We start from the raw sequence: 24560 nt of genomic DNA, 5'->3' as shown, positions 1-24560 counted from the left end.
CGAAGCTGGTAGACTCCGCCGCCATTATGATTCGACTTCAGAACCTGACTTTACAGCGTGGCCCGCAACGTCTGCTAGAAGACGCCGAGCTGACCCTGCACGCCGGCCAGAAAGCCGGCCTCATCGGTGCCAACGGCGCCGGCAAATCGAGCCTGTTCGCCTTGCTTCGGGGCGAACTGCACCCGGACTCGGGTGATTGCTTCCTGCCGGCCGACTGGCGTATCGCCCACATGCGCCAGGAGGTCGACACCCTCGAGCGCCTGGCGGTCGACTACGTGCTCGATGGCGACCTGCGCCTGCGCCAGGTGCAACGCGACCTGGCGGCAGCCGAAGCGGCCCATGACGGTGCCGCACAGGCCCGCCTGCACTCGGAGCTCGACAGCGCCGACGGTTACACCGCCGACGCCCGGGCGCGCAAGTTGCTGGCCGGCCTCGGGTTCACCAACGAGCAGATGGATCGCCAGGTCGGGGATTTCTCCGGTGGCTGGCGGATGCGCCTGAACCTGGCGCAGGCCTTGATGTGCCCGTCGGACCTGCTGCTGCTCGACGAACCGACCAACCACCTCGACCTCGACGCCATCATCTGGCTCGAAGAGTGGCTCAAGAGTTATCCCGGCACCTTGATGCTGATTTCCCACGACCGGGATTTCCTCGATGCCGTGGTCGACCACATAGCCCACGTCGATCAGCGCAAGATCACCCTGTACCGCGGTGGCTACAGCGCCTTCGAGCGCGCCCGTGCCGAACGCCTGGCCCAGCAACAGCAGGCGTACGAGAAGCAGCAGGTGCAACGTGCGCACATGGAAAGCTACATCGCCCGCTTCAAGGCCCAGGCCACCAAGGCCCGTCAGGCCCAGAGCCGGATCAAGGCACTGGAGCGGATGGAAGAGCTGACCGCTGCCCATGTCGATTCGCCGTTCGACTTTGTCTTTCGTGAATCGCAGAAGATTTCCAGCCCGCTGATCGACCTGTCCGATGCCCGCTTGGGTTACGGCGACAAAGCCGTGCTGGAGAAGGTCAAGCTGCAACTGACCCCGGGTGCGCGAATCGGTCTGCTCGGCCCGAACGGTGCCGGTAAGTCGACCCTGATCAAGAACCTTGCCGGTGAGCTTTCGCCTCTGGCCGGCCGCTTGACCCGTGGCGAGAACACCGTGGTCGGTTACTTCGCCCAGCATCAACTCGATTCTCTGGACTCCAAGGCCAGCCCGTTGCTGCACCTGCAGCGCCTGGCACCAACCGAGCGCGAACAGACCCTGCGCGACTTCCTCGGTGGTTTCGACTTCCGTGGCGCGCGAATCGACGAGCCGGTACTGAATTTTTCCGGTGGCGAGAAAGCCCGCCTGGCGTTGGCCTTGATTGCCTGGGACCGACCGAACCTGTTGCTGCTCGACGAACCGACCAACCATCTGGACCTGGAAATGCGCCTGGCGCTGACCATGGCCCTGCAAGAGTTCAGTGGTGCGGTATTGGTGGTTTCTCACGATCGCCACTTGCTCAAAAGCACCACCGACAATTTCTATCTGGTGGCGGACGGCAAGGTCGAGGAGTTCGACGGCGACCTGGAGGACTACACCCGCTGGCTGGTGGAGTATCGCCAGCGCAACGCCCCGGTCAGCAACACGCCGGTCAACCCGGACAAGACCGACAAGAAAGCCCAGCGTCAGGCCGCTGCTGCGTTGCGTCAGCAACTGGCGCCGCACAAGCGCGAGGCTGACAAGCTCGAAGCCGAACTCGGCAAGCTCCACGAAAAGCTGGCGAAGATCGATGCCAGCCTCGGCGACAGTGACATCTACGAGCCGGCGCGCAAGAACGAATTGCGTGACCTGCTGGCCGAACAGGCCAGGCTGAAGGTGCGTGAGGCAGAGCTGGAAGAAGCGTGGATGGAAGCCCTGGAATTGCTGGAAAGCATGCAGGCGGAGCTGGAGGCACTGTCCTGATGGACGCCTTCAAGATGCCGCTACCGGCGGTGTGGGCCGAGCCGATCTGGCTTGGGGTGCAAATCCTGCTGATCCTTCTGGCCGGCTACATCGCCCAGCGTTTCGTCGCCAAATGCCTGACCCGTCTCGGTGAGCGCTATCCGTTTCCGCCGCAGTTGCTGATGCCGCTGCGCGGTGGTCTACGCTGGCTGATCATGGGTAGTGCGCTGATTTTCGTCCTGGAGCGACTCGGTGTCTCGGCTACGGTGCTCTGGACCGCGTTGTCTGGTTTCGTCGCGGTCGCGGCGGTGGCGTTTTTCGCCATGTGGAGCGTGTTGTCGAACCTGCTGTGCGCGATCCTGATCTTCACCGTCGGCCCGTTTCGCATCGGTGACGTGGTCGAGTTGGTGGACACCACCGACAAGCCCGGCGTCAAAGGCCGGGTGGTGGCGATCAATCTTCTTTACACCACGCTGGTCGAGGCCGAAGAGCTCGGCACCGGCAGCGCGATGGTGCAGGTGCCCAACAGTTTGTTCTTCCAGCGTTCGGTACGGCGCTGGCGCGGGACGGATGTGTTTCCTTCCAGCGGGTTTGAGAAGTAAGGCTTCTGCTGCCTGATACACCGCGATCGCGAGCAAGTCGGCAGTCGCCATGTCCTACAAAAAATCGGTAGTCATTGGCCCAAAGCCGCATTAGCTTAGACGTCTGTCACGAATCTGAGTCGAGGTGTGCAATGGAGCTTCAAACATGGCTGGCGTTTTTTGCCGCCTGCTGGGTCATCAGCCTGTCTCCCGGTGCCGGCGCCATTGCGTCGATGTCCAGCGGCCTGCAATACGGTTTCTGGCGCGGCTACTGGAACGCCCTGGGCCTGCAACTGGGCCTGGCTTTGCAGATCGCCATCGTCGGTGCCGGTGTCGGCGCCATTCTCACGGCTTCGGCCACGGCCTTCTACGCCATCAAGTGGTTTGGCGTGGCGTATCTGGTTTACCTCGCGATCAAGCAATGGCGTGCGCTGCCCAGCGATATGAGCGATGACGCGGCCCTGCGCCAGATCGGCAAGCCGATGGCCCTGGTGTTCCGTGGGTTTCTGGTGAACATCAGCAACCCGAAGGCGCTGGTGTTCATGCTGGCGGTGCTGCCGCAGTTCATCGACCCCCATGCTCCGCTGCTGATTCAGTATCTGGTGATCGGCGTGACCATGGTATGCGTCGACCTGATTGTCATGGCCGGCTACACCGGCCTGGCGTCCAAAGTGCTTCGTATGTTGCGAACGCCGAAACAGCAAAAACGCATGAACCGCACCTTTGCTGGGCTGTTCATCGGTGCGGCGGCGTTCATGGCGACGTTGCGCAGGGCTGCCGTTTAAAACGGCGACTTACAAGGAAGGCGACCCTGGAGGTCGCCTTTTTCGTTTGGGGAGCAATTTCAGAAACCAATGCAATTACGAAGAAGTATCAACAAAGCTTGAGCGAAACCCGTCTGGCGTTAACAATATGTAACTTCGTATTTCCAATTGAGATTCATTCATGATTGCCCCCCCACGTTTCCTGGCCTGGCTGTTGCTGCCGCTGTTGGCTGCGTGCAGCTTTCAACTGCTGGCCGCACCCGCCGAGGGTGCACCGCAGGCGTTGCACTTGCTCGATTACATCGGCACCGATTACCCGGACACGGTGCAGGCGGGCAGCATCACGGACCAGGCAGGATTTCGCGCGCAGCAAGAATCGGTCAAGACGCTGGGAAGTCTGATTACAGCCATGCCGGCCAAGCCGGAAAAAGCTGCGCTGGAGCAAAGCCTGGCCGCGCTGGGAAATTCCATCGGCGCCCGGCAGGAGGGTACCGAGGTCACTCGCCAGGCCAGGCAACTGGGCGCGAAGCTGGCCGTGGCCTATGAAGTCAGCCAGGCCCCGGTGATTACGCCGGACCCGGCGCGTGGCGCGCCGCTGTATGCTCAGCACTGCTCGGTCTGCCATGGCGATGCAGGGGCCGGCGATGGCCCGGCAGGTGTCGGCATGACGCCACCACCTTCTGATCTGCGTGACACTACACGATTGGATCGCCTGAGCCTCTACGCGATCTACAGCACCTTGGGCTTGGGCGTCGAAGGGACTGACATGCCGGCCTTTGCCGATCAATTGGATGATCGTCAGCGTTGGGACCTGGCCACCTATATCGCCAGCTTCAGCGTCGACCCGGCGACGGTCAAGGCTGAAAAGACCTACAACATCGCCGACCTGGCTCGTCAGACCCCGGCCGAAGTACAGGCCGTCGAAGGCCCGCAAGCCGCCGCGACCTTCCGTGCCCAGCGGGCGCAACCGCCGCAGGTCAAGCGTGGCCCGGCGCAACTGCTCGACTACACTGCGGCCACTCTGGACAAAAGCATCGCGGCGTATCGTGCCGGTGAGCATGATCAGGCTTATGACTTATCGGTAGCAGCGTATCTGGAAGGCTTTGAGCTGGTTGAGAGTTCGCTGGATAACATTGACGCCAACGTGCGTAAAGACACTGAAAAATCCCTGATGGCCTACCGTCAGTCGTTGCAGGACGGCCTGCCGGTGAGCGAGGTCGAGCAGCGCCTGGAAGTGGCCAAGGACAAGTTGAAGGTATCGGCCGGCCTGTTGGGCAACGAGGGTTTGAGCTGGTCGCTGAGTTACATTTCCGGTCTGCTGATTCTGCTGCGCGAAGGTCTGGAAGCGATCCTGGTGCTGGCGGCGATCCTTGCTTTCCTGCGTAACACGGATCAACAGGCGGCAGTGCGCAGCGTTAACGTCGGTTGGGGCCTGGCGTTTGTGGCGGGGCTGGGCACCTGGGCGCTGGCAGCCTATGTGATTGATGTCAGCGGTTCACAACGCGAATTGCTGGAAGGTGCGACGGCGTTGTTTGCCAGCGTCATGGTGCTGTGGCTGGGCGTGTGGATGCATGACCGTCGTCACGCGGCGGCCTGGCAGGATTACATCAAGACCAGCCTGGTGGGCGGCGGCGGGCGTTTCGGGTTTGCGACCCTGGCGTTCTTCTCGGTGTATCGCGAGCTGTTCGAAGTGATTCTGTTCTACGAAACCCTGTGGTTGCAGGCGGGGCCCGCGGGGCACAACGCGGTGCTGGCCGGTGGGGCCACGGCGCTGGTGTTGCTGATAGGCCTGGCCTGGGTAATTTTGCGCGGTTCGGCGAAGCTGCCGCTGGCGCTGTTCTTCAGCATCAATGCCGGCCTTTTGTGCGCCTTGTCGGTGGTGTTTGCCGGGCATGGCGTGAAAGCGCTGCAGGAAGCCGGGATCTTCGGTACGCGGCCGGTACCGTTCTTTGACTTTGAATGGCTGGGGATCCATGCCGACGCCTATTCGTTGAGTGCCCAGGCTGTGGCGATCATTGCGATTGTCGTGTTGTACGGTCGTAGCCGAGTGGTTGAGAGGCAGCGGGTGCAGGTTTCTTAAACGGCATTCGCTTCGCTCACTTCCGCGGGCAAGCCACGCTCCCACAGGTTTAGCGTTAACCTGTGGGAGCGTGGCTTGCCCCGGGCGGCGTTCCGACGATGCTTTTAAACAGAGGAAAAACCAATGCGTGTGTGGATCGATGCGGACGCCTGTCCGCGGGCAGCCAAGGATCTGGTGGTGAAGTTCGCCCTCAAGCGCCAGTTCGAAGTGGTGCTGGTGGCCGGGCAACCGCAGACCAAGCCGGGACTGGCCCTGGTCAAGCTGATCGTGGTGCCGAGCGGCCCGGATGCGGCCGATGACTACTTGGTGGAACACGCCGTACCCGGTGAGTTGGTGATCTGCAGCGATGTGCCGCTGGCCGATCGTCTGGTGAAGAAGGGCGTGGCAGCGCTTGACCCGAGGGGCAAGGAGTTTGATGCGCAGAACATGGGCGAGCGGCTGGCGGTTCGCAACCTGTTCACTGATTTGCGCGAACAGGGGCAAATGGGCGGTGGCCCGGCACCCTTTGGCGAGCGTGAGAAGCAGGCGTTTGCCAATGCGCTGGACCGGATTTTGACCAGGTTATCCCGCAACGCCTGAAAAGATCGCAGCCTGCGGCAGCTCCTACAGGTATACACCGCCCCTTGTAGGAGCTGCCGCAGGCTGCGATCTTTTGATCTTGTTTTTACGCATCGTTTTCGTGGGTCAGTTCCAGTACCCGGTCCACCAGCTTGTTGATCCCCGATGCCACCTCACTGATCGATTGCGCCAGCATGTACGCCGGGGTGCTCACCAGTTTGCGTGCCTTGTCCTCGACGATCTCACTGACCGCGCAATCGGTATGGGTCGCGCCCATCTTGTTCATCGCGGCAGCGGTATCGGTGTCGTTGCCTATGGTGCAGGTGACGCCAGGGCCGTAGATCTTTGCCGCCAGGGCAGGGGAGATGCACATCAACCCCACCGGTTTACCAGCCTCGGCAAAGGCTTCGGTCAGTGCCAGGACATCCGGTTGAACGCTGCAGCCGGCGCCTTCGATGGCGAAGTTGGACAGGTTCTTGGCCGAGCCGAAGCCGCCGGGCACGATCAGCGCATCGAACTCATCGACGTTCGCGTCACGGATATCCTTGATGTTGCCCCGGGCAATCCGCGCCGATTCCACCAGCACGTTGCGCGATTCGGGCATTTCTTCGCCGGTCAGGTGGTTGATCACATGCAACTGCGCGATGTTCGGTGCGAAACACTGCACCTGGGCACCGCGCTGGTCCAGGCGCAGCAGGGTGATGACGCTCTCGTGGAGCTCGGCGCCGTCGTACACGCCACAACCGGAAAGGATCACTGCAACTTTTTTGCTCATGGGCTTTTCTCCAGATTCATGGCGTTAAATGTCCACTAATTTGTCCTGCGTTGCCATAGGGTTAATTCACGGCTGCACATAGCATCTGTCCTCAAGATTCCGATCAGGGCGCGTCATGGACTTCATTCTGTATGCGGTGCCATTTTTCTTTGTGCTGATCGCTGCCGAGCTGCTGGCCGACCGTTGGCGCGGGGTGAGCAATTATCGGGTGGCGGACGCGATCAACAGCATCAGCACCGGCGTGCTGTCGACCACCACGGGTCTGTTGACCAAGGGGGTGGGGCTGGTGACCTATGGGTTTGCCCTCAAGCACCTGGCACTGTTCGAACTGTCGGCCGACAACGTCTGGACATGGGTGTTTGCCTTTGTCTTCTACGATTTCTGCTACTACTGGCTGCACCGCATGGGCCACGAGCGCAACATCCTCTGGGCCGCCCATTCGGTGCATCACCAGAGCGAGGACTACAACCTGTCCACGGCGTTGCGCCAGACCAGCACCGGATTCCTGTTGAGCTGGATCTTCTATCTGCCGATGGCGGTGTCCGGCGTGCCGCTGCTGGTGTTCGTCAGCGTCGCGGCGCTGAACCTGCTGTACCAGTTCTGGGTGCACACCCGGCACATTCCCAAGCTCGGCTGGTTCGAATGGTTCTTTGTCACGCCGTCCAATCATCGGGCCCACCATGCACAGAACGCTCTCTACATGGATCGCAACTATGGCGGCGTGTTCATTATTTGGGACCGTCTGTTCGGCTCGTTCCAGGAAGAAGACGACAACGAGCCGGTGATCTTCGGCGTGACCACGCCGCTGGCGAGCTGGAACCCCGTGTGGGCGAACGTGCAGTTCTACGCGCAGTTGTGGGTAGATGCGCGGCGTGCCGAAAGCACCCGGGACAAGCTGCGGATCTGGTTCATGCGCACCGGCTGGCGCCCGGCGGACGTGGCGGCCAGATACCCGATGAACAAGCCGGATCTCAGCCAGTTTCGTAAATTCGAGGTGGCGTTGGACGGGCGTCAGCAGCTCTACGTCCTCTTGCAGTTCTGCATCTACATCGCGCTGGGCAGTTACCTGATGAATCTTGAGTCGAAGCTGCCAGTCGCCGCCCTGGTGTCGGGCTGGGGAGCGGTGGCGTTCGGTCTGTTTGTGCTGGGCGTGGCCCTGGAGAATCGCCCGTGGGCGTTGAAGCTGGAACTGGTGCGGCTGGCGTCGAATCTGCCATTGGCATGGCTGGCCCCGATGGTGGGGCTGTGGCCGGCCAGCGCGCTGGGCTGGGTCGGCCTGCTCAGTTACAGCCTGTTGAGCGGCGTCGGTATTTACTGTTGCAGGAGCCGCATCACTCGGTTGGCGTCGTAGGGCCTTCGGTGTTGGTTCGCACAGCTTTCAGGGCTTGTTCGTCGGCGTAGACCTGCTTGGCCAGGCGGGCATTCTTGAAGCGCCGACGCAGCCACAGCACGAAGCCCAGGACCAGCAGCGCACCGAGTACCCATAGCTCGTACTTCTTCACACTGCCGAGCATGCCTTCGAGCACGGCGCCGAAATGGTATGCGGCGGCCGCCAGGGCTGTGGCCCAGATCGCTGCGCCAATGCCGTTGAGCAGCAGGTAACGGCCCGGCGGATAACCTGACAGCCCGATGGCCACCGGCATGACCGTGCGCAAACCGTAGACGAAGCGGAAGCTCAGCACCCAGATGTCCGGGTGCTTGCGAATGTGTTCCAGCGCCCGGTCACCCATCATCTGCCAGCGCGGTTTGCGCGCCAACAGTTTGCGGCCGTGCTTGCGCCCCAGGAAATACCACAGCTGGTCGCCGGCATAGCTGCCGAAGAAGGCCACGACCACCACCAGGTTGATGTCCATGTATCCACGGAACGCGAGGAAGCCCGCGAGTACCAGGATGGTTTCGCCTTCGAAGAACGTGCCTAGAAAAAGGGCAAAGTAGCCGAATTCATGCAGAAATTGTTGGAGCATTGTCTGGGTGCTGGCGAAATGAACGCGCAGCCTAACCCTTCGGGCACATTCAGGAAAGTGTCCAAATGTGTCTCGACGTGAACATTTCCTACAACGACAATGGAATGCGGCTACCTGTCGCAGCGTGCACATAACTGTCACGCGTTCGTCATAATGGCCGCTTATAACTGTCACGCTCGCACGTCTGCGGGCTCAGGAGTCTGCCGTGAGCTTTACCCCCGCCAACCGTTTGTTCCCCGCAACCCGCCTGCGCCGCAATCGTCGTGACGACTTTTCGCGTCGCCTGGTGCGTGAAAACGTCCTGACCGTCGATGACTTGATCCTGCCGGTGTTCGTACTGGACGGTGAAAACCGTCGCGAAGCGGTGGCTTCGATGCCGGGCGTCGAACGCCTGACCATCGACCTGTTGCTGGAAGAAGCGGCCAAGTGGGTCGAGCTGGGGATTGCGGCGCTGGCGCTGTTCCCGGTGACACCCGCGGAACTCAAGTCGCTGGACGCCGCCGAAGCGTGGAACCCCGAAGGCATCGCCCAGCGCGCGACCCGTGCGCTGCGTGCGCGATTCCCTGAGCTGGGCGTGATCACCGACGTTGCCCTGGACCCGTTCACCACCCACGGCCAGGACGGCATTCTTGATGAAGAAGGCTACGTGCAGAACGACATCACCGTCGACGCACTGGTCAGGCAAGCCCTGTCCCACGCCGAAGCCGGCGCTCAGGTCGTGGCGCCATCGGACATGATGGACGGTCGCATCCAGGCGATCCGCGAAGCCCTCGAAGTGGCCGGTCACGTCAACGTGCGGATCATGGCCTACTCGGCCAAGTACGCCAGTGCCTATTACGGCCCGTTCCGCGATGCGGTCGGTTCGGCGCTGAACCTGGGCAAGGCCAACAAGGCCTCCTATCAGATGGACCCGGCCAACAGCAACGAAGCCTTGCACGAAGTGGCGGCGGACTTGTCAGAAGGTGCAGACATGGTCATGGTCAAGCCGGGCATGCCGTACCTGGACATCCTGTGCCGGGTAAAAGAAGAATTCAAAGTGCCGACGTTTGTTTATCAAGTCAGCGGCGAATACGCCATGCACATGGCGGCGATCCAGAATGGCTGGTTGAGCGAAGGGGTTATCCTCGAGTCCTTGACCGCTTTCAAACGTGCAGGGGCTGATGGCATCCTGACGTACTTTGCCGTTCGTGCCGCTCAATTGTTACGAGAGCAAAAATAGCCCTCCCAGGAACATTCGATGAATACCGAAGTACTCACTGAAGTTGCCGTAAAAGACGCTCAACCTGTGGTGGAGCAAGTCGACGAGACCCCGCCGGAGCTGGAGCCAGCTCCGCCCGCGGCGGTCGTCGAAACCGCCGTGACAGCGCCAGCGCCAGCGCTGGCCATTCCCGGCCTGGATGACAGCAGCCTGTACATCCACCGCGAGCTCTCGCAACTGCAGTTCAACATCCGCGTGCTGGAGCAGGCGCTGGACGAGTCCTATCCATTGCTGGAGCGGCTGAAGTTTCTGTTGATCTTCTCCAGCAACCTGGACGAGTTCTTCGAAATTCGGGTCGCCGGCCTCAAGAAGCAGATCACCTTCGCCCGTGAACAGGCCGGCGCCGATGGTCTGCAACCGCATCAGGCGCTGGCGCGCATCAGCGAACTGGTCCACGGTCACGTCGATCGCCAGTACGCGATCCTCAACGACATTCTGTTGCCGGAACTGGAAAAACATCAGGTCCGCTTCATCCGTCGCCGTAACTGGACGACCAAGCTCAAGACCTGGGTCCGCCGCTATTTCCGTGACGAGATCGCACCGATCATCACCCCGATCGGCCTCGACCCGACGCACCCGTTCCCGTTGCTGGTGAACAAGAGCCTGAACTTCATCGTCGAACTCGAAGGCATCGACGCCTTTGGCCGCGATTCCGGCCTGGCGATCATCCCGGCGCCACGCCTGCTGCCGCGCATCATCAAGGTGCCGGAAGAAGTTGGCGGCGCTGGCGACAACTATGTATTCCTGTCGTCGATGATCCACGCTCACGCCGATGACCTGTTCCAGGGCATGAAGGTCAAGGGTTGCTACCAGTTCCGCCTGACCCGTAACGCCGACCTGGCGCTGGACTCCGAAGACGTCGAAGACCTGGCCCGCGCCTTGCGCGGCGAACTGTTCTCCCGTCGCTATGGCGATGCGGTGCGTCTGGAAGTGGCCGACACCTGCCCGAAGCACCTGTCCGATTACCTGCTCAAGCAATTCAACCTGAGCGAGTCGGAGTTGTATCAGGTCAACGGTCCGGTGAACCTGACGCGACTGTTCAGCATCACTGGCCTGGACAGCCAGCGCGAGCTGCAATACCTGCCGTTCACGCCGCAGATTCCGAAACTGCTGCAGAACAGCGAGAACATTTTCAGCGTGATCAGCAAGCAGGACATCCTGCTGCTGCACCCGTTCGAGTCGTTCACCCCGGTAGTCGACCTGCTGCGCCAGGCCGCCAAGGACCCACACGTTCTGGCGGTGCGCCAGACCCTGTACCGCTCCGGCGCCAACTCGGAAATCGTCGATGCGCTGGTGGATGCTGCGCGTAACGGCAAGGAAGTCACGGCGGTGATCGAATTGCGTGCGCGGTTCGACGAGGAATCCAACCTGCAACTGGCCAGCCGTCTGCAAGCGGCCGGTGCGGTGGTGATCTACGGCGTGGTCGGCTTCAAGACCCACGCCAAGATGATGCTGATTTTGCGGCGCGAGGCCGGTGAAATCGTGCGTTACGCGCACCTCGGCACCGGTAACTACCACGCCGGCAACGCCCGCCTGTATACCGACTACAGCCTGCTGACCTCCGACGACGCCTTGTGCGAAGACGTCGGCAAACTGTTCAGCCAGTTGATCGGCATGGGTAAGACGCTGCGCATGAAGAAACTGCTGCACGCGCCGTTCACCCTGAAGAAGGGCATGCTCGACATGATTGCCCGGGAAACCCAGTTCGCCCTCGACGGCAAACCGGCGCACATCATTGCCAAGTTCAACTCGCTGACCGATCCGAAGATCATCCGCGCGCTGTACAAGGCCAGCCAGTCAGGCGTGCGCATCGATCTGGTGGTGCGTGGCATGTGCTGCCTGCGGCCGGGCATCGCCGGGGTTTCCCACAACATCCATGTGCGCTCGATCATCGGCCGCTTCCTGGAGCACACCCGGGTCTTCTATTTCCTCAACGGTGGCGACGAGCAGATGTTCCTGTCCAGTGCCGACTGGATGGAACGCAACCTCGACAAGCGCGTCGAGACTTGCTTCCCGGTGGAGGGTAAGAAGCTGATCATGCGGGTCAAGAAAGAGCTGGAGTTGTATCTGACCGATAACACCCACAGTTGGAGCCTGCAGTCGGACGGTCGTTACATCCGTAACACACCGACCGGCAACCAGAACCCGCGCAGCGCCCAGGCGACGTTGCTGGAGCGTTTGGGCAGTCCGATCCTGGCGGTTCGTTAACTCGGAACCTGTGGGAGCGGCACAAAAAAGGCCTTCCGAAGAAGGCCTTTTTCAGTTTCAGCGAGCGCTCAACACGATATCGACCCGGGTCAGCCATTGCGCTTCGATTTCGAAGTCGGCCTGGGTCAGCTGGTTTTCGTCCAGCCAGTTCTCCGGGAACACCACTTCGAGGCTATTGCCGTGGGCGTTCAGCTCCACCTGGGGCATTTGCTGGGTGCCACGGATGTGGTGGAACAGGATCGCAAAGCGCAGCAGCACGCACAGGCGAATCAGCTTGATGCCGTCATCGCCGAAATCGGCGAACTTGTCCTTGGGAATGTTGCGTCGGTGGCCGCGTACCAGCAGTGCGAGCATCAACTGGTCTTCGCGGGAGAACCCGGCGAGGTCCGAGTGCTCGATCAGGTAGGCGCCGTGCTTGTGGTACTGGTAGTGAGCGATGTCCAGGCCCACCTCATGGACCTTGGCCGCCCAGCCGAGCAGTTCGCGCCAGACGCCGTCTTCCAGGTCCCAATCCTCGGCCACCTGGTCGAACGCATGTAGTGCCTTGCGCTCGACCCGTACCGCCTGTTCCTGATCGACGTGGTAGCGCTCCATCAGCGAAGTGAGCGTACGTTCGCGCACGTCTTCGTGATGATGACGGCCCAGCAGGTCATAGAGCACGCCTTCGCGCAGGGCACCTTCGCAGTGGTCCATGCGCTGCAGTTCGAGGGAGTCGAAGATGGCTTCGAGGATCGCCAGGCCCGCTGGAAAAATTGCCCGGCGATCCGGTTTAATGCCTTCGAAATCGATTTTTTCGACGTCGCCCAGCTTGATCAGTTTGCGCTTGAGCCAGGCCAGGCCTTCGGCGTTGACCTCGCCGGTGCCGTGGCCGCCGGCCTTCAGCGCCAGACCGATGGCGCGGATGGTGCCCGAGGAGCCGATGGCTTCATCCCAGGTCAGGCGGTGCAGGGCGTGCTCGATGCTCATGATCTCCAGCCGCGCCGCAGTGTACGCCTGGGCGTAACGGGCCGGAGTGATCTTGCCGTCCTTGAAATAGCGCTGGGTGTAGCTGACGCAACCCATCTGCAGGCTTTCGCGCAGCAGCGGCTCGAAGCGCTGGCCAATGATGAATTCGGTACTGCCGCCACCGATGTCGGCCACCAGGCGCTTGCCGGGGGTATCGGCGAGGGTGTGGGACACGCCGAGGTAGATCAGGCGCGCTTCTTCACGGCCGGAAATGACTTCCACCGGGTGGCCGAGAATTTCTTCGGCGCGACGGATGAATTCGGCGCGGTTGCGGGCTTCACGCAGGGCGTTGGTACCCACGATTCGCACGGCGCCGGTGGGCATGCCGCTGATCAGTTGGGCGAAGCGCTTGAGGCAGTCGAGCCCGCGCTGCATCGATTCTTCGTTGAGATGGCGCTCTTCGTCGATGCCGGCGGCCAGCTGAACCTTCTCCCCGAGACGCTCGAGAATACGGATCTCGCCGTTCTGGGCCTTGGCCACGACCATGTGAAAACTGTTGGAGCCCAGGTCGATTGCGGCGATCAGGGACAGATTCTTGGCTTTGGATTGCGGCATGGTCTGGGGTCTCGGTCGATAACCTCGACATCGTGCCACGATCAAAGGCTGGCGCCAACGCGTAGGAGCTGTCGAAGGCTGCGATCTTCTGCCGCGGGAATATTTGCGGTGCTGCTGATGGCCTCTTCGCGAGCAAGCCCGCTCCCACATTTAACCGCGTACCTCAGTAACAACGCGGTCAACTGTGGGAGCGGGCTTGCTCGCGAAGGCGGCCTTCCGGTCAACAAAGATCTATCAGCCCACAGCCTCAACCGTCCCGATGAAATTCGCCAGTTCCGCCGTCTGGGGGTTGGCGAACAGTAGTTTCGGATCCCCAACCTCATGCACCTTACCCTGGTGCATGAACACCAACTTGTCCCCAACCTCCCGGGCGAAGCGCATTTCGTGGGTGACCATGATAAGCGTCATGCCTTCGCTGGCCAGTTGCCGGACCACGCTCAGCACTTCATTGACCAGTTCCGGGTCCAGCGCCGAGGTGATTTCGTCGCACAGCAAAACCTTCGGCGACATCGCCAGTGCCCGGGCAATCGCCACCCGCTGTTGCTGCCCACCGGACAGCCGATCAGGAAAGGCATCGAACTTTTCCCCCAGCCCGACCCTTTCCAGCATCTGCCGCGCCAATTCGGCGGCCTTGGCTTTCGGCACTTTCTGCACCACTTGCGGCGCGAGCATGACGTTCTCACCCACGGTCAGGTGCGGGAACAGGTTGAACTGCTGGAACACCATGCCGACTTTCTGCCGCAGGCTGCGCAGGTCGGCGCGGGCGGCGTCGAGGTACTCGCCGTCGACTTCGATCACGCCGTCGTTGATCGACTCCAGGCCGTTGAGGGTGCGCAGCAAAGTGGACTTGCCCGAGCCGCTGCGACCGATGATCGCCACCACCTGGCCTTCCTCGATGCTCAGGTCGATGCCTTTGAGCACATGGTGATCGCCATAATATTTATGCAGGGCGGAAATTCTAAGCAGAGGCATGCAGTCTCCTTTCCAGGTAGCGCGCACTGAGCGACAAGGGGTAGCAGAGCAGGAAATAGCCGAGGGCGACGAGGCCGTAGACCATGAAGGGTTCGAAGGTGGCGTTGGCGAGCATGCCGCCGGTCTTGGTCAACTCGGTGAAGCCGATGATCGAGGTCACGGCGGTGCCTTTGACCACCTGCACCGAAAACCCCACTGTCGGCGCCACGGCGATGCGCAGGGCCTGAGGCAGGATCACATGGCGCAATTGCTCCAGAGGGGTCAGCGCCAGACTCGATGAGGCTTCCCATTGGCCGTTTGGAATCGAATCGACGCAACCGCGCCAGATCTCCGCCAGATAAGCGCTGGTGAACAACGTCAGTGCAATCGCCGCCGCCATCCACGGCGAAATCTCTATCCCGGCCAATGCCACGCCGAAAAACACCAGGAACAGCTGCATCAATAGCGGTGTGCCCTGGAACAGTTCGATGTAGGTACGGGCGAAACTACGCGGCAGGGATTTTTTCGAGATACGCATGACCATGATCAGCAAGCCAATCAGCCCGCCGCCAATGAACGCCACCAGTGACAGCGCCAGCGTCCATTGCAGTCCCATGAGCAGGTTGCGCACGATGTCCCAGAAGGTGAAGTCGCTCATCGGCTGCTCCTTGCAATGAAGCGGTGGCCTATCCAGTTCAGCAACTGGCGGATCAGCAGCGCCATGCACAGATAGAGCAAGGTAGTCAGGGCATAGGTTTCAAAGGCGCGGAAGTTGCGCGATTGAATGAAGTTGGCGGCGAAGCTCAGCTCCTCCGTCGCAATCTGCGAACACACCGCCGAGCCGAGCATGACGATGATGATCTGGCTGCTCAGGGCCGGCCAGACCTTGCCCAGGGCCGGTAGCAGCACCACATGGCGGAACGCCTCGAAGCGCGTCATCGCCAGTGCTGCCGCGGCTTCCAGCTGACCCCGGGGGATCGCCTGGATGCCGGCGCGGATGATCTCGGTGGAATAGGCGCCGAGGTTGATGACCATCGCCAGCACCGCCGCCTGCCATTCGGAAATTTGCACGCCCAGGGACGGCAAGCCGAAGAAGATGAAAAACAACTGCACCAGGAATGGCGTGTTGCGGATCAACTCGACGTAGACCGCGAAAATTCCCGCGAAAGGCCGAATGTTCCACGCCCGCACCAGCGCCCCGACGATGCCCAGTCCCACGCCGAGCACAGCGCCGATGGCGGTCAGCTCAAGGGTGAACAACGCACCGCGCAGCAACAGGTCGGTGTTGTTCACCACCGGCAGGAAATCGAACTGATAAGCCATAAAACGTCTCCAGCACGCCGAATCAGAGATCGGCCGGCAACGGCTCTTTCAGCCAGGTCAGGGCGTTCTTTTCCAGCGCGCCGTCACTCTTGGCGGTCACGAGGATCTGGTTGACCTTGTCCAGCAGCGCCGGCTCGTTCTTGTTGACGCCGACGTAGACCGGCGAATCCTTGAGCTTCACTTTCAGCGCCGGCACGCGTTTCGGGCTTTTCTCGCTGATCGCGACCATCACCACGTTGCCGCTGGCGATCAGGTCGACTTGCCCGGCCAGGTACGCGGCAATGGTCGAGTTGTTGTCTTCGAAACGCTTGATGGCCACGCCTTCGGGGGCGACCTTGGTCAGCTCGATGTCTTCGATGGCACCACGGGTGACGCTGATGGTTTTGCCCTTGAGATCGTCCAGGCCCTTGATGTCGGCGTCTGGCGGACCGAACACGGCGAGGTAGAACGGTGCGTAGGCACGGGAGAAGTCGATGACTTTTTCGCGCTCCGGGTTCTTGCCGAGGCTGGAGATCACCAGGTCGACCTTGCCGGTGGTGAGGAACGGGATGCGGTTGGTGCTGTTGACCGGGGTCAGTTCGAGCTTGACCTTGAGCTGATCGGCCAGCAGTTTCGCGGTGTCGATATCGAGGCCGCGGGGTTTCATGTCCGGGCCGACCGAGCCGAAGGGCGGGAAGTCCTGGGGCACGGCCACCTTGAGGACGCCGCGCTTGACCACATCCTCCAGACCGTCGGCGTGGGCGGGTGCCTGGTTCAGCATCAGGCTGGCAAACAGGGCGGCGAGGAGGGCGCTGTAACGCTGGGTCATGGCAAATCTCCGGATCGGCAAGAAGTGATTTCTGCGGATCGACAGAGCATGGGCCATGCCAACATGGGGTCTTGAGGGCGCCAGGGCGCGGTTTTGCTGGTGTCGTACGGTCTTACTGGTCTGAACAGTCGGGTTGCGTTTCGCACCCCGATGGCGCAGCCGTGAAAATCACCGAACCCCCATGGGGCACGACTTGCCGGGCGTCGCGAATAGCTTTACAACTGAGCGCACATTGGCCTGGTTCGTCTGGAAAACCATGAACTCGATCTCCCGCGCCGTACCTGAAGTGGCGCTGCAAGCCATCCGTAAACTGATTACCGAACAGGGCTTCGGGCCGGGGGATGCCTTGCCTTCGCAACGGGACCTGGCGGTGCAACTGGGGGTCAGTCGGGCGTCGCTGCGCGAGGCGTTGTCATCGCTGAGTGCGCTGGGGGTCATCAGCATCCAGCCGGGCAAAGGCGTATTCGTGCAGTCGCCGGTGGAGCTGCCGCGTGGCGATGCAGCGCCGGGCTGGCCGTTCGCGGCGCAGGCTTCGCCGCTGGACATCTTCCAGTTGCGCTATGCGCTGGAAGGGTTTGCGGCGGGGTTGGCGGCCGTAACCTTGAGCACCGACGAACTGGATGCGCTGGAAGACAATGTCGCCGCCATGCGTAACGAACTGAAGTCCGGCGACTTCGAAGCCGCGGCCCGCCTGGATTTCGAATTCCACCGCCGCATCCTGCTGGCCAGCGGCAATCAGGCGATGCTGAGCATCCTGACTGCCAGCGCCGACATCTTCCTGGAGAGTCAGAAGCTACCGTTCATCCGGGTCGAACGTGCCATGGAAACCTGGCAGGAACACCGTAAAATCCTTCGTGCGCTGGCCCGTCGAGCGTCTGGCGCCGCGCAAAAGGCTATGCAAGAGCACGTACGCAATGCCGCGCTGCGTACCGGAATCGCGTTCATCGCTCCCGTCGCTTCATGACCTGAGCTATACCCAAACTCATGAATCACCATAGCGAGACTCAATCATCTGCACCTTCCTGAACGAGGGAAGGACCGCTATGATGGGCCACGTTTTTTTGCTTACAACCTGGAGAATTCCATGAGCAGCGATCTTATCAAACACGTTAGCGACGCTAGCTTCGAGGCCGACGTACTCAAGGCCGAAGGCGCTGTACTGGTCGACTACTGGGCTGAATGGTGCGGCCCTTGCAAAATGATCGCTCCGGTTCTGGACGAAATTGCCGAGACTTACAAAGGCAAGCTGACCGTTGCCAAGCTGAACATCGACGAGAACCAGGAAACCCCGGCCAAGCACGGCGTGCGCGGTATCCCGACCCTGATGCTGTTCAAGAACGGCAACGTTGAAGCGACCAAGGTCGGCGCACTGTCGAAGTCGCAACTGGCTGCCTTCCTCGACGCCAACATCTAAGCGTCGCTGCAAAGTGTCCTGAAAAAGCCCCGCAAAATAGCGGGGCTTTTTGCGTATTCAGGGCTAGACGCTCCTAAACTCAGGTGGTACATTCGGCCCCGCACTGGTTTCTCCATTGCCCCCTGCTAGCCGTCGCCGACGCACTCCTTTTCGAATAAGTACGCGATCCTGTCGCCTTCTCTGCGGCGCGGCCTCATTAAGCCAAAAGCTTAATTTCCCCCCTCCATAAATGATTACGTCATTCCTATATGAATCTGACTGAACTCAAGCAAAAGCCGATTACCGAACTGCTCGAATTGGCCGAACAGATGGGCATAGAAAATATGGCCCGTTCGCGCAAGCAGGACGTGATTTTCTCCCTGCTCAAGAAGCACGCGAAAAGCGGTGAGGAAATCTCCGGTGATGGCGTGCTGGAGATTCTCCAGGACGGCTTCGGCTTCCTGCGCTCCGCTGACGCTTCCTATCTCGCCGGCCCAGACGATATCTACGTCTCGCCGAGCCAGATCCGTCGCTTCAACTTGCGCACCGGTGACACCATCGTTGGCAAGATCCGCCCTCCAAAGGAAGGCGAGCGTTATTTCGCGCTGCTCAAGGTCGACACGATCAACTACGACCGTCCGGAAAACGCGAAGAACAAGATTCTCTTCGAGAACCTGACCCCGCTGTTCCCGACCGTGCGCATGAAGATGGAAGCCGGTAACGGCTCCACCGAAGACTTGACCGGTCGTGTCATCGACCTGTGCGCCCCGATCGGCAAAGGCCAGCGCGGCCTGATCGTTGCACCGCCGAAAGCCGGCAAGACGATCATGCTGCAGAACATCGCGGCGAACATCGCACGTAACAACCCTGAAGTTCATCTGATCGTATTGCTGATCGATGAACGTCCGGAAGAAGTGACCGAAATGCAGCGCACCGTGCGCGGCGAAGTGGTTGCCTCGACGTTCGACGAGCCGCCAACCCGCCACGTGCAGGTTGCCGAAATGGTGATCGAGAAGGCCAAGCGCCTGGTCGAGCACAAGAAAGACGTGGTGATCCTGCTCGACTCCATCACCCGTCTGGCCCGTGCCTACAACACCGTGATCCCGAGCTCCGGCAAGGTACTGACCGGTGGTGTCGATGCCCACGCCCTGGAGAAACCGAAACGTTTCTTCGGCGCCGCGCGGAACATCGAAGAAGGCGGCTCGCTGACCATCATCGCCACCGCGCTGGTTGAAACCGGCTCGAAGATGGACGAAGTGATCTACGAGGAATTCAAAGGCACCGGCAACATGGAGCTGCCGCTGGATCGCCGTATCGCTGAAAAGCGCGTCTTCCCGGCCATCAACATCAACCGTTCCGGCACCCGCCGCGAAGAGTTGCTGACTGCCGACGACGAGCTGCAGCGCATGTGGATCCTGCGCAAGCTGCTGCACCCAATGGATGAAGTGGCTGCCATCGAGTTCCTGGTCGACAAGCTGAAAACGACCAAGACCAACGACGAATTCTTCCTGTCGATGAAACGCAAGTAACATCGCCCGTTGAGTTCAAGAGAATGGCGCCCCGGTGGGGCGCCATTTTTTTTGCCCGCACTTTTTTGCCCGGGCCATGGGAGGTTTTTGATTGGCCAAGGTCAGTTACTTGGCAATTCAACCAGGCGCGTTTGCAGTCATCTCCGGGGACGATGCCCAAGCGCGCTGAAAACAACGATCTGAATGGTTTAATGTTTATGAGCTCACTGGCTTATCGACGGGATATCGACGGCTTGCGCGCAGTGGCGGTGATCGCTGTCGTGCTGTTTCATTTTGGTGTTCCGGGGTTTACCGGCGGCTTTGTCGGCGTGGACGTGTTTTTCGTGATTTCCGGTTACCTGATCACCTCGATCATCTGGAATCAGCGCCAGGCCGGACAATTCAGCTTTGTCGATTTCTGGGCCCGGCGTGCGCGGCGGATTTTGCCGGCGTTGTTCGCGATGATCATCGCGGTGCTGGCGGTCGGCTGGTTTTTGCTGGCACCGAAGGATTACGAAGAGCTGGGGCGATCGGTGCGTTACCAGGTGATGTTCGTGTCCAACATCCTGTTCATGCGCCAGGACGGCTATTTCGATGTCGCCTCCGATCTCAAACCCCTGCTGCACACCTGGTCGCTGGCCGTGGAGGAGCAGTTTTACATCGTCTTCCCGTTGCTGCTGACACTGCTGTCGAGCCGTCTCAAGCATCGGCGACTGACGCTGTTCGGCGTATTGCTGCTGTCCTTTGGCTTGAGCGTGTGGGCCGTCGCCCATCATCCGGAAAAAGCCTTCTTCCTGTTGCCGATGCGTGCGTGGGAGCTGTTGGCCGGAGCGATGCTGGCGGTCGCGCCCAAGTCTGCGTGGCGTCTCAAGCCGATGGCGGCGCAGTGGCTGAGCCTGCTGGGCATGGTGCTGATCCTGCTGGCGGTGTTCGGTTATGACAAGGCCACGCCATTCCCGGGCGTTGCTGCGTTGTTGCCGGTGCTGGGTGTGGTGCTGCTGATTCTGGCCAACGGTCATCGTGAAACCTGGATTGGTCAGTTTTTGAGCAGTCGGATAATGGTCGGCCTCGGCCTGGTTTCTTATTCCTGGTACCTGTGGCACTGGCCGGTGTTCGTATTCTCCCGCTATGCCAGCGTCGGTGAGCCGAGTGCTTTCGACAGTGCCGGGTTGATTCTGCTGACGCTGTTGCTGGGTTATCTGTCCTGGAAATTTGTCGAAACCCCGTTTCGTGAGCGTCGCCTGATTGCCGGACGCCGGCAGATCCTGCTCGCCAGCGCATGCGGTGTCCTGGTGCTCGGCCTGGCCGGGCAGACCTTGCGCTGGACCGACGGCTTGCCGTGGCGTCTGTCTGACCAGGCCTTGCAATACGCCAAGGCTCGCGAATGGCGACCGGAGCTGATGGCCTGCCTGGCCGATGACAAGACGCCGGATGACAAGTTGTTCTGCCGTTATGGCGCACAAAATCGCCTGCCCCCAGCGCTTGTCTGGGGCGATAGCCATGCCACGGCGTTGATTCCGGTTTTCGACGAGGGTGCCAAGGCCCATGGCGTCAACGTGATCCTCGCCAGTTCTGCTGGTTGTTTGCCAGTCGATGGCCTGGAGCACGATGCGCGTTGTGCGCGGTTCAACCGGCGCGTTGAACAGGCCTTGATGCCGCAAGCTGTCGGCGATGTGGTGTTGGTCGCGCACTGGAGCCTGTACCTCTATGGCGACGGCAAAGGTGACTTGGGCCACGCACTGAAAAGCGCTGACGGGCACTACGACCGCGCCAGCGCCGAACAACGTCTGGCCGATGGCTTGCGTGCACGAGTCGCGCAATTGCGTGCAGGCGGGCATCGGGTCTGGCTGGTAAAAGAGGTGCCGTTGCAGGCCTTCAGCCCTCCGTATCGCCTCACCCGCCTGGCAATGCTGGACCGCCCGGTCGACGATGTCGGGCTGGCGCTCGCAGAGCACCACAAGCGCCAGGCATTCATCAGTCGATTGTTTGCACAACTGGCGCAAGACCCGGCGGTACAGGTGGTGGACCCGGCGCCAAGGCTGTGTGACGCGAGCGGCCTGTGCCGCGCCGAACGCAGCGGCTACTCGTTGTACACCGATGACAATCACCTCTCGGAAGTCGGTGCGCGGTTCGTGGCGCCGATCCTCGAACCGCTGTTTGTCAGTCTGCAGCCGGGGCAAACCCGGGGTAATGCATCCAGATAAGCAGCGATAAGCTGCCAGCGGCCAGCAGAGCAGGTAGGATGTACGCCTATTTTTCGGGTGCCATCATCAAATGAAATTCAAGGATCTTCGGGATTTCGTGCAGCAGCTTGAGCAGCGCGGAGAGTTGAAACGCATCCAGATCCCCGTCTCTCCAGTGCTGGAGATGACCGAGGTGTGTGATCGCACACTGCGTGCCAAAGGCCCGGCGCTGTTGTTCGAAAAGCCGACAGGCTATGACATCCCGGTGCTCGGCAACCTGTTCGGCACCCCCGAGCGGGTCGCCATGGGCATGGGTGCCGAGTCGGTCAGCGAGCTGCGCGAAATCGGCAAGCTGCTTGCGTTCCTCAAGGAGCCCGAGCCGCCGAAAGGCTTGAAGGATGCCTGGTCCAAGCTGCCGATCTTCCGCAAGATCATTTCGATGGCGCCGAAAGTCGTCAAGGACGCGGTGTGCCAGGAAGTGGTCATCGAAGGCGACGACGTCGACCTGGCCATGCTGCCGGTACAGACCTGCTGGCCGGGCGATGTCGGCCCGCTGATCACCTGGGGCCTGACCGTCACCAAAGGCCCGAACAAGGATCGCCAGAACCTCGGCATTTATCGTCAGCAGGTGATTGGTCGCAACAAAGTCATCATGCGCTGGCTGAGCCACCGTGGCGGCGCGCTGGATTACCGCGAGTGGTGCGAGAAGCACCCGGGCCAGCCGTTCCCGGTTTCCGTGGCCCTGGGTGCGGACCCGGCGACCATCCTCGGTGCCGTGACCCCGGTGCCCGACAGCCTTTCCGAATACGCCTTCGCCGGCCTGTTGCGCGGTAACCGCACTGAGCTGGTGAAGTGCCGCGGCAACGACCTGCAAGTGCCGGCCACCGCCGAAATCATCCTCGAAGGCGTAATCCATCCGGGCGAGATGGCCGATGAAGGCCCATACGGCGACCACACCGGTTACTACAATGAAGTCGACAGCTTCCCGGTGTTCACCGTCGAGCGCATCACCCATCGGATCAAGCCGATCTATCACAGCACCTACACCGGCCGTCCGCCGGATGAGCCGGCGATCCTCGGCGTGGCGTTGAACGAAGTGTTTGTGCCGATCCTGCAGAAGCAGTTCCCGGAGATCACCGATTTCTACCTGCCACCCGAAGGCTGCTCGTACCGCATGGCCATCGTGACCATGAAGAAGTCGTATCCGGGCCACGCCAAGCGGGTAATGCTGGGTGTCTGGTCGTTTTTGCGACAGTTCATGTACACCAAATTCGTTATCGTCACCGACGACGATATCAACGCCCGGGACTGGAACGACGTGGTCTGGGCCATCACCACGCGCATGGATCCCAAGCGCGACACGGTGATGATCGACAACACGCCGATCGACTACCTGGACTTTGCCTCGCCGGTGTCCGGCCTGGGGTCGAAAATGGGCCTTGATGCCACGCATAAATGGCCGGGCGAAACTACCCGCGAATGGGGCCGGGTCATCGTCAAGGACGATGCCGTGACCCAGCGGATCGATGCCATCTGGAATCAGTTAGGAATAGATTGATGCGTGTAACCTTGCAGCCCTCCGGAGCAGTGCTTGAGATATTGCCCGGCGAGCGGATTCTCGATGGCGCACGACGTCTGGGCTACGAATGCCCGCAAAGCTGCCGCAACGGCAATTGCCACGTGTGCGCGGCGCTGCTGGTGGAAGGCCGGGTCGAGCAGGCCGGCAATGTGCGCGACCATGGCGAGTTCTACACTTGCATAGCAGAGCCGCTGGAAGACTGCATCGTGCTGTGGGATGGCGTGCTCGCGCTGGGAGAACTGCCGGTGCGCAGCGTGTCGTGTCAGGTCATTGAGTGCAAGGGGGTGGGCGGCGACACCTGGCGCGTGCGTCTGCGGGCTCCGGCCGGTAAACCACCGCGCTACCACGCCGGCCAGTACTTGATGATCGAGCGCGAGAACGGCGAAAAGTCCGCCTTCTCCCTCGCCTCGGCCCCGCATGCGGGGCGCGACCTGGAAATCCACGTACTGGCGCGCGAATCCAGTGCGCTGAGCCTGATCGAACAGCTCCAGCGCAACAGCATGGTGCGGGTCGAATTGCCGTTTGGCGATACCCACCTGGAGGAGTTGCCGGACGGTCCTCTCGTGCTGATCGCCGCTGGTACCGGCATGGGCCAGATCCACAGTCTGATCGAGCATTGCCGGGCCTCGGGGTTCAAGCACCCGGTGCATCTGTATTGGGGCGTGCGTCGTCCTGAAGATTTTTATCAAATCGAGCATTGGGACGAATGGCTGAAGCTGCCCAACCTGTTCCTGCACAAGGTCGTCAGCGATCAATGCGGTTGGGGAGGGCGGTGCGGCATGTTGCATGAAGCGGTCTGTGAAGACTTCCCTGACCTCAAGCCGCTGCACGTGTACGCCAGCGGCTCTCCGGCCATGGTCTACGGCACGCTGGATGCGCTGGTGGAAGCGGGGATGGACGCCCACCAGATGCGCGCCGACGTTTTTGCGTATGCGCCGCGCCCTTGAGCCGCGATCTTGATCCGCGCTCTTTCGTTATAACTCTATATATAGCCAATCGGCATTTATAAACTTTTATAAATGTCGGTAGGTTATATGTCGTTCAGGCATTTAAATAAGTACGGTGCCATGGCATTCAAATTGCCTTAAAACTTATGTGCCTTATTGTTACAGCTGTGCGTTCTATTAAGTAATTCTTCACTCGCGGGGAGC

21 protein-coding genes are annotated in these 24560 nt (G+C 60.9%); 14 read left to right on the top strand and 7 right to left on the bottom strand.

What is annotated here, in order from left to right; genetic code table 11:
* The first annotated feature begins 26 nt into the window (after positions 1-26).
* The 5 genes from ACMDB8_RS26935 to ACMDB8_RS26915 all read left to right on the top strand — a co-directional run bounded on the left by ACMDB8_RS26935 (position 27) and on the right by ACMDB8_RS26915 (position 5920).
* Entirely contained in the window at positions 27-1937 is a 1911-nt protein-coding gene (locus ACMDB8_RS26935) for an ATP-binding cassette domain-containing protein (RefSeq protein WP_056726372.1), read from the top strand.
* Positions 1937-2518: a mechanosensitive ion channel family protein gene (locus tag ACMDB8_RS26930; RefSeq protein WP_056726373.1), complete on the top strand. Its 582-nt coding sequence runs from the start codon at positions 1937-1939 to the stop codon at positions 2516-2518. The genes ACMDB8_RS26935 and ACMDB8_RS26930 overlap by 1 nt, the downstream gene beginning before the upstream one ends.
* 131 nt (positions 2519-2649) lie before the next feature.
* On the top strand, positions 2650-3282 hold the full coding sequence (rhtB, locus tag ACMDB8_RS26925) for a homoserine/homoserine lactone efflux protein (RefSeq protein WP_056726374.1): 633 nt from the start codon (positions 2650-2652) through the stop codon (positions 3280-3282).
* Positions 3283-3442: 160 nt separating this feature from the next.
* Complete coding sequence (locus ACMDB8_RS26920) at positions 3443-5341, top strand: FTR1 family protein (protein WP_409078183.1); 1899 nt, start codon at positions 3443-3445, stop codon at positions 5339-5341.
* Between the two features lie 123 nt (positions 5342-5464).
* On the top strand, positions 5465-5920 hold the full coding sequence (locus ACMDB8_RS26915; protein ID WP_056726376.1) for a YaiI/YqxD family protein: 456 nt from the start codon (positions 5465-5467) through the stop codon (positions 5918-5920).
* A gap of 85 nt (positions 5921-6005) precedes the next feature.
* Here the strand turns inward: ACMDB8_RS26915 and elbB are convergent, their stop codons facing one another.
* Positions 6006-6674 (bottom strand): isoprenoid biosynthesis glyoxalase ElbB, encoded by a 669-nt coding sequence (elbB, locus tag ACMDB8_RS26910; protein WP_056726377.1) that lies wholly within the window; start codon positions 6672-6674, stop codon positions 6006-6008.
* 115 nt (positions 6675-6789) lie between these two features.
* Between elbB and ACMDB8_RS26905 the strand changes: the two genes are divergently transcribed.
* Positions 6790-8025: a sterol desaturase family protein gene (locus ACMDB8_RS26905; protein ID WP_056726378.1), complete on the top strand. Its 1236-nt coding sequence runs from the start codon at positions 6790-6792 to the stop codon at positions 8023-8025.
* Here ACMDB8_RS26905 and ACMDB8_RS26900 read toward each other — a convergent pair.
* Positions 8006-8638, bottom strand: a complete 633-nt coding sequence (locus ACMDB8_RS26900; RefSeq protein ID WP_056726379.1) for a DedA family protein — start codon at positions 8636-8638, stop codon at positions 8006-8008. The two genes, ACMDB8_RS26905 and ACMDB8_RS26900, sit on opposite strands and share 20 nt — an antisense overlap.
* A gap of 205 nt (positions 8639-8843) precedes the next feature.
* On the opposite strand from ACMDB8_RS26900, the gene hemB reads away from it, so the two are divergent.
* The gene (hemB, locus tag ACMDB8_RS26895; protein WP_056726380.1) at positions 8844-9857 is read left to right on the top strand and encodes a porphobilinogen synthase; all 1014 of its coding nucleotides are present in this window, start codon (positions 8844-8846) and stop codon (positions 9855-9857) included.
* Positions 9858-9875: 18 nt separating this feature from the next.
* A complete protein-coding gene (ppk1, locus tag ACMDB8_RS26890; RefSeq protein WP_056726381.1) occupies positions 9876-12104 on the top strand; it encodes a polyphosphate kinase 1 in 2229 nt (742 codons plus the stop codon).
* Positions 12105-12161: 57 nt separating this feature from the next.
* Here ppk1 and ppx read toward each other — a convergent pair whose 3' ends face one another.
* From ppx to ACMDB8_RS26865, 5 genes are all read right to left on the bottom strand, one after another.
* A complete protein-coding gene (gene ppx, locus ACMDB8_RS26885) occupies positions 12162-13664 on the bottom strand; it encodes an exopolyphosphatase (protein WP_056726382.1) in 1503 nt (500 codons plus the stop codon).
* A gap of 234 nt (positions 13665-13898) precedes the next feature.
* The gene (locus tag ACMDB8_RS26880; RefSeq protein WP_056726383.1) at positions 13899-14636 is read right to left on the bottom strand and encodes an amino acid ABC transporter ATP-binding protein; all 738 of its coding nucleotides are present in this window, start codon (positions 14634-14636) and stop codon (positions 13899-13901) included.
* A complete protein-coding gene (locus ACMDB8_RS26875) occupies positions 14623-15273 on the bottom strand; it encodes an amino acid ABC transporter permease (RefSeq protein ID WP_056726384.1) in 651 nt (216 codons plus the stop codon). Before ACMDB8_RS26875 ends, ACMDB8_RS26880 begins: the two co-directional genes overlap by 14 nt.
* A complete protein-coding gene (locus ACMDB8_RS26870; protein WP_046039042.1) occupies positions 15270-15938 on the bottom strand; it encodes an amino acid ABC transporter permease in 669 nt (222 codons plus the stop codon). The genes ACMDB8_RS26875 and ACMDB8_RS26870 overlap by 4 nt, the downstream gene beginning before the upstream one ends.
* Before the next feature lie 22 nt (positions 15939-15960).
* Positions 15961-16746, bottom strand: a complete 786-nt coding sequence (locus ACMDB8_RS26865) for a transporter substrate-binding domain-containing protein (protein WP_056726385.1) — start codon at positions 16744-16746, stop codon at positions 15961-15963.
* A 256-nt stretch (positions 16747-17002) separates the two neighbouring features.
* Between ACMDB8_RS26865 and ACMDB8_RS26860 the strand changes: the two genes are divergently transcribed.
* The 6 genes from ACMDB8_RS26860 (at position 17003) to ACMDB8_RS26835 (ending at position 24356) form a co-directional block, all read left to right on the top strand.
* Positions 17003-17710, top strand: coding sequence for a FadR/GntR family transcriptional regulator (locus ACMDB8_RS26860; protein ID WP_056726675.1), 708 nt, complete (start codon positions 17003-17005; stop codon positions 17708-17710).
* A 120-nt stretch (positions 17711-17830) separates the two neighbouring features.
* Positions 17831-18160: a thioredoxin TrxA gene (trxA, locus tag ACMDB8_RS26855; RefSeq protein WP_003206727.1), complete on the top strand. Its 330-nt coding sequence runs from the start codon at positions 17831-17833 to the stop codon at positions 18158-18160.
* Between the two features lie 248 nt (positions 18161-18408).
* Entirely contained in the window at positions 18409-19668 is a 1260-nt protein-coding gene (gene rho, locus ACMDB8_RS26850) for a transcription termination factor Rho (protein WP_046039047.1), read from the top strand.
* 197 nt (positions 19669-19865) lie between these two features.
* Complete coding sequence (locus ACMDB8_RS26845; RefSeq protein ID WP_223541298.1) at positions 19866-21851, top strand: acyltransferase family protein; 1986 nt, start codon at positions 19866-19868, stop codon at positions 21849-21851.
* A 70-nt stretch (positions 21852-21921) separates the two neighbouring features.
* Complete coding sequence (gene ubiD / locus ACMDB8_RS26840; RefSeq protein WP_056726386.1) at positions 21922-23388, top strand: 4-hydroxy-3-polyprenylbenzoate decarboxylase; 1467 nt, start codon at positions 21922-21924, stop codon at positions 23386-23388.
* Positions 23388-24356, top strand: a complete 969-nt coding sequence (locus ACMDB8_RS26835; RefSeq protein WP_056726387.1) for a CDP-6-deoxy-delta-3,4-glucoseen reductase — start codon at positions 23388-23390, stop codon at positions 24354-24356. Before ubiD ends, ACMDB8_RS26835 begins: the two co-directional genes overlap by 1 nt.
* Positions 24357-24560: the final 204 nt, after the last annotated feature.

This window comes from Pseudomonas monachiensis, assembly GCF_047345015.1.
GTDB classification, from domain to species: domain Bacteria; phylum Pseudomonadota; class Gammaproteobacteria; order Pseudomonadales; family Pseudomonadaceae; genus Aquipseudomonas; species Aquipseudomonas monachiensis.
Note: the sequence above shows the minus strand (reverse complement) of the source record. Positions and strands in the feature narration are given on the sequence as shown.

Excerpts from the sequence above, each read along its gene's own strand:
- ppx (WP_056726382.1), bottom strand. The coding sequence starts at position 13,664 with ATGCCGCAATCCAAAGCCAAGAATCTGTCCCTGATCGCCGCAATCGAC.
- ACMDB8_RS26900 (WP_056726379.1), bottom strand. The coding sequence starts at position 8,638 with ATGCTCCAACAATTTCTGCATGAATTCGGCTACTTTGCCCTTTTTCTA.
- ACMDB8_RS26915 (WP_056726376.1), top strand. The coding sequence starts at position 5,465 with ATGCGTGTGTGGATCGATGCGGACGCCTGTCCGCGGGCAGCCAAGGAT.
- ACMDB8_RS26930 (WP_056726373.1), top strand. The coding sequence starts at position 1,937 with ATGGACGCCTTCAAGATGCCGCTACCGGCGGTGTGGGCCGAGCCGATC.
- rhtB (WP_056726374.1), top strand. The coding sequence starts at position 2,650 with ATGGAGCTTCAAACATGGCTGGCGTTTTTTGCCGCCTGCTGGGTCATC.
- rho (WP_046039047.1), top strand. The coding sequence starts at position 18,409 with ATGAATCTGACTGAACTCAAGCAAAAGCCGATTACCGAACTGCTCGAA.
- ppk1 (WP_056726381.1), top strand. The coding sequence starts at position 9,876 with ATGAATACCGAAGTACTCACTGAAGTTGCCGTAAAAGACGCTCAACCT.
- ACMDB8_RS26860 (WP_056726675.1), top strand. The coding sequence starts at position 17,003 with ATGAACTCGATCTCCCGCGCCGTACCTGAAGTGGCGCTGCAAGCCATC.
- ubiD (WP_056726386.1), top strand. The coding sequence starts at position 21,922 with ATGAAATTCAAGGATCTTCGGGATTTCGTGCAGCAGCTTGAGCAGCGC.
- ACMDB8_RS26870 (WP_046039042.1), bottom strand. The coding sequence starts at position 15,938 with ATGGCTTATCAGTTCGATTTCCTGCCGGTGGTGAACAACACCGACCTG.
- ACMDB8_RS26865 (WP_056726385.1), bottom strand. The coding sequence starts at position 16,746 with ATGACCCAGCGTTACAGCGCCCTCCTCGCCGCCCTGTTTGCCAGCCTG.
- ACMDB8_RS26875 (WP_056726384.1), bottom strand. The coding sequence starts at position 15,273 with ATGAGCGACTTCACCTTCTGGGACATCGTGCGCAACCTGCTCATGGGA.
- ACMDB8_RS26920 (WP_409078183.1), top strand. The coding sequence starts at position 3,443 with ATGATTGCCCCCCCACGTTTCCTGGCCTGGCTGTTGCTGCCGCTGTTG.
- ACMDB8_RS26935 (WP_056726372.1), top strand. The coding sequence starts at position 27 with ATGATTCGACTTCAGAACCTGACTTTACAGCGTGGCCCGCAACGTCTG.
- ACMDB8_RS26880 (WP_056726383.1), bottom strand. The coding sequence starts at position 14,636 with ATGCCTCTGCTTAGAATTTCCGCCCTGCATAAATATTATGGCGATCAC.
- ACMDB8_RS26835 (WP_056726387.1), top strand. The coding sequence starts at position 23,388 with ATGCGTGTAACCTTGCAGCCCTCCGGAGCAGTGCTTGAGATATTGCCC.
- elbB (WP_056726377.1), bottom strand. The coding sequence starts at position 6,674 with ATGAGCAAAAAAGTTGCAGTGATCCTTTCCGGTTGTGGCGTGTACGAC.
- trxA (WP_003206727.1), top strand. The coding sequence starts at position 17,831 with ATGAGCAGCGATCTTATCAAACACGTTAGCGACGCTAGCTTCGAGGCC.
- ACMDB8_RS26845 (WP_223541298.1), top strand. The coding sequence starts at position 19,866 with ATGAGCTCACTGGCTTATCGACGGGATATCGACGGCTTGCGCGCAGTG.
- ACMDB8_RS26905 (WP_056726378.1), top strand. The coding sequence starts at position 6,790 with ATGGACTTCATTCTGTATGCGGTGCCATTTTTCTTTGTGCTGATCGCT.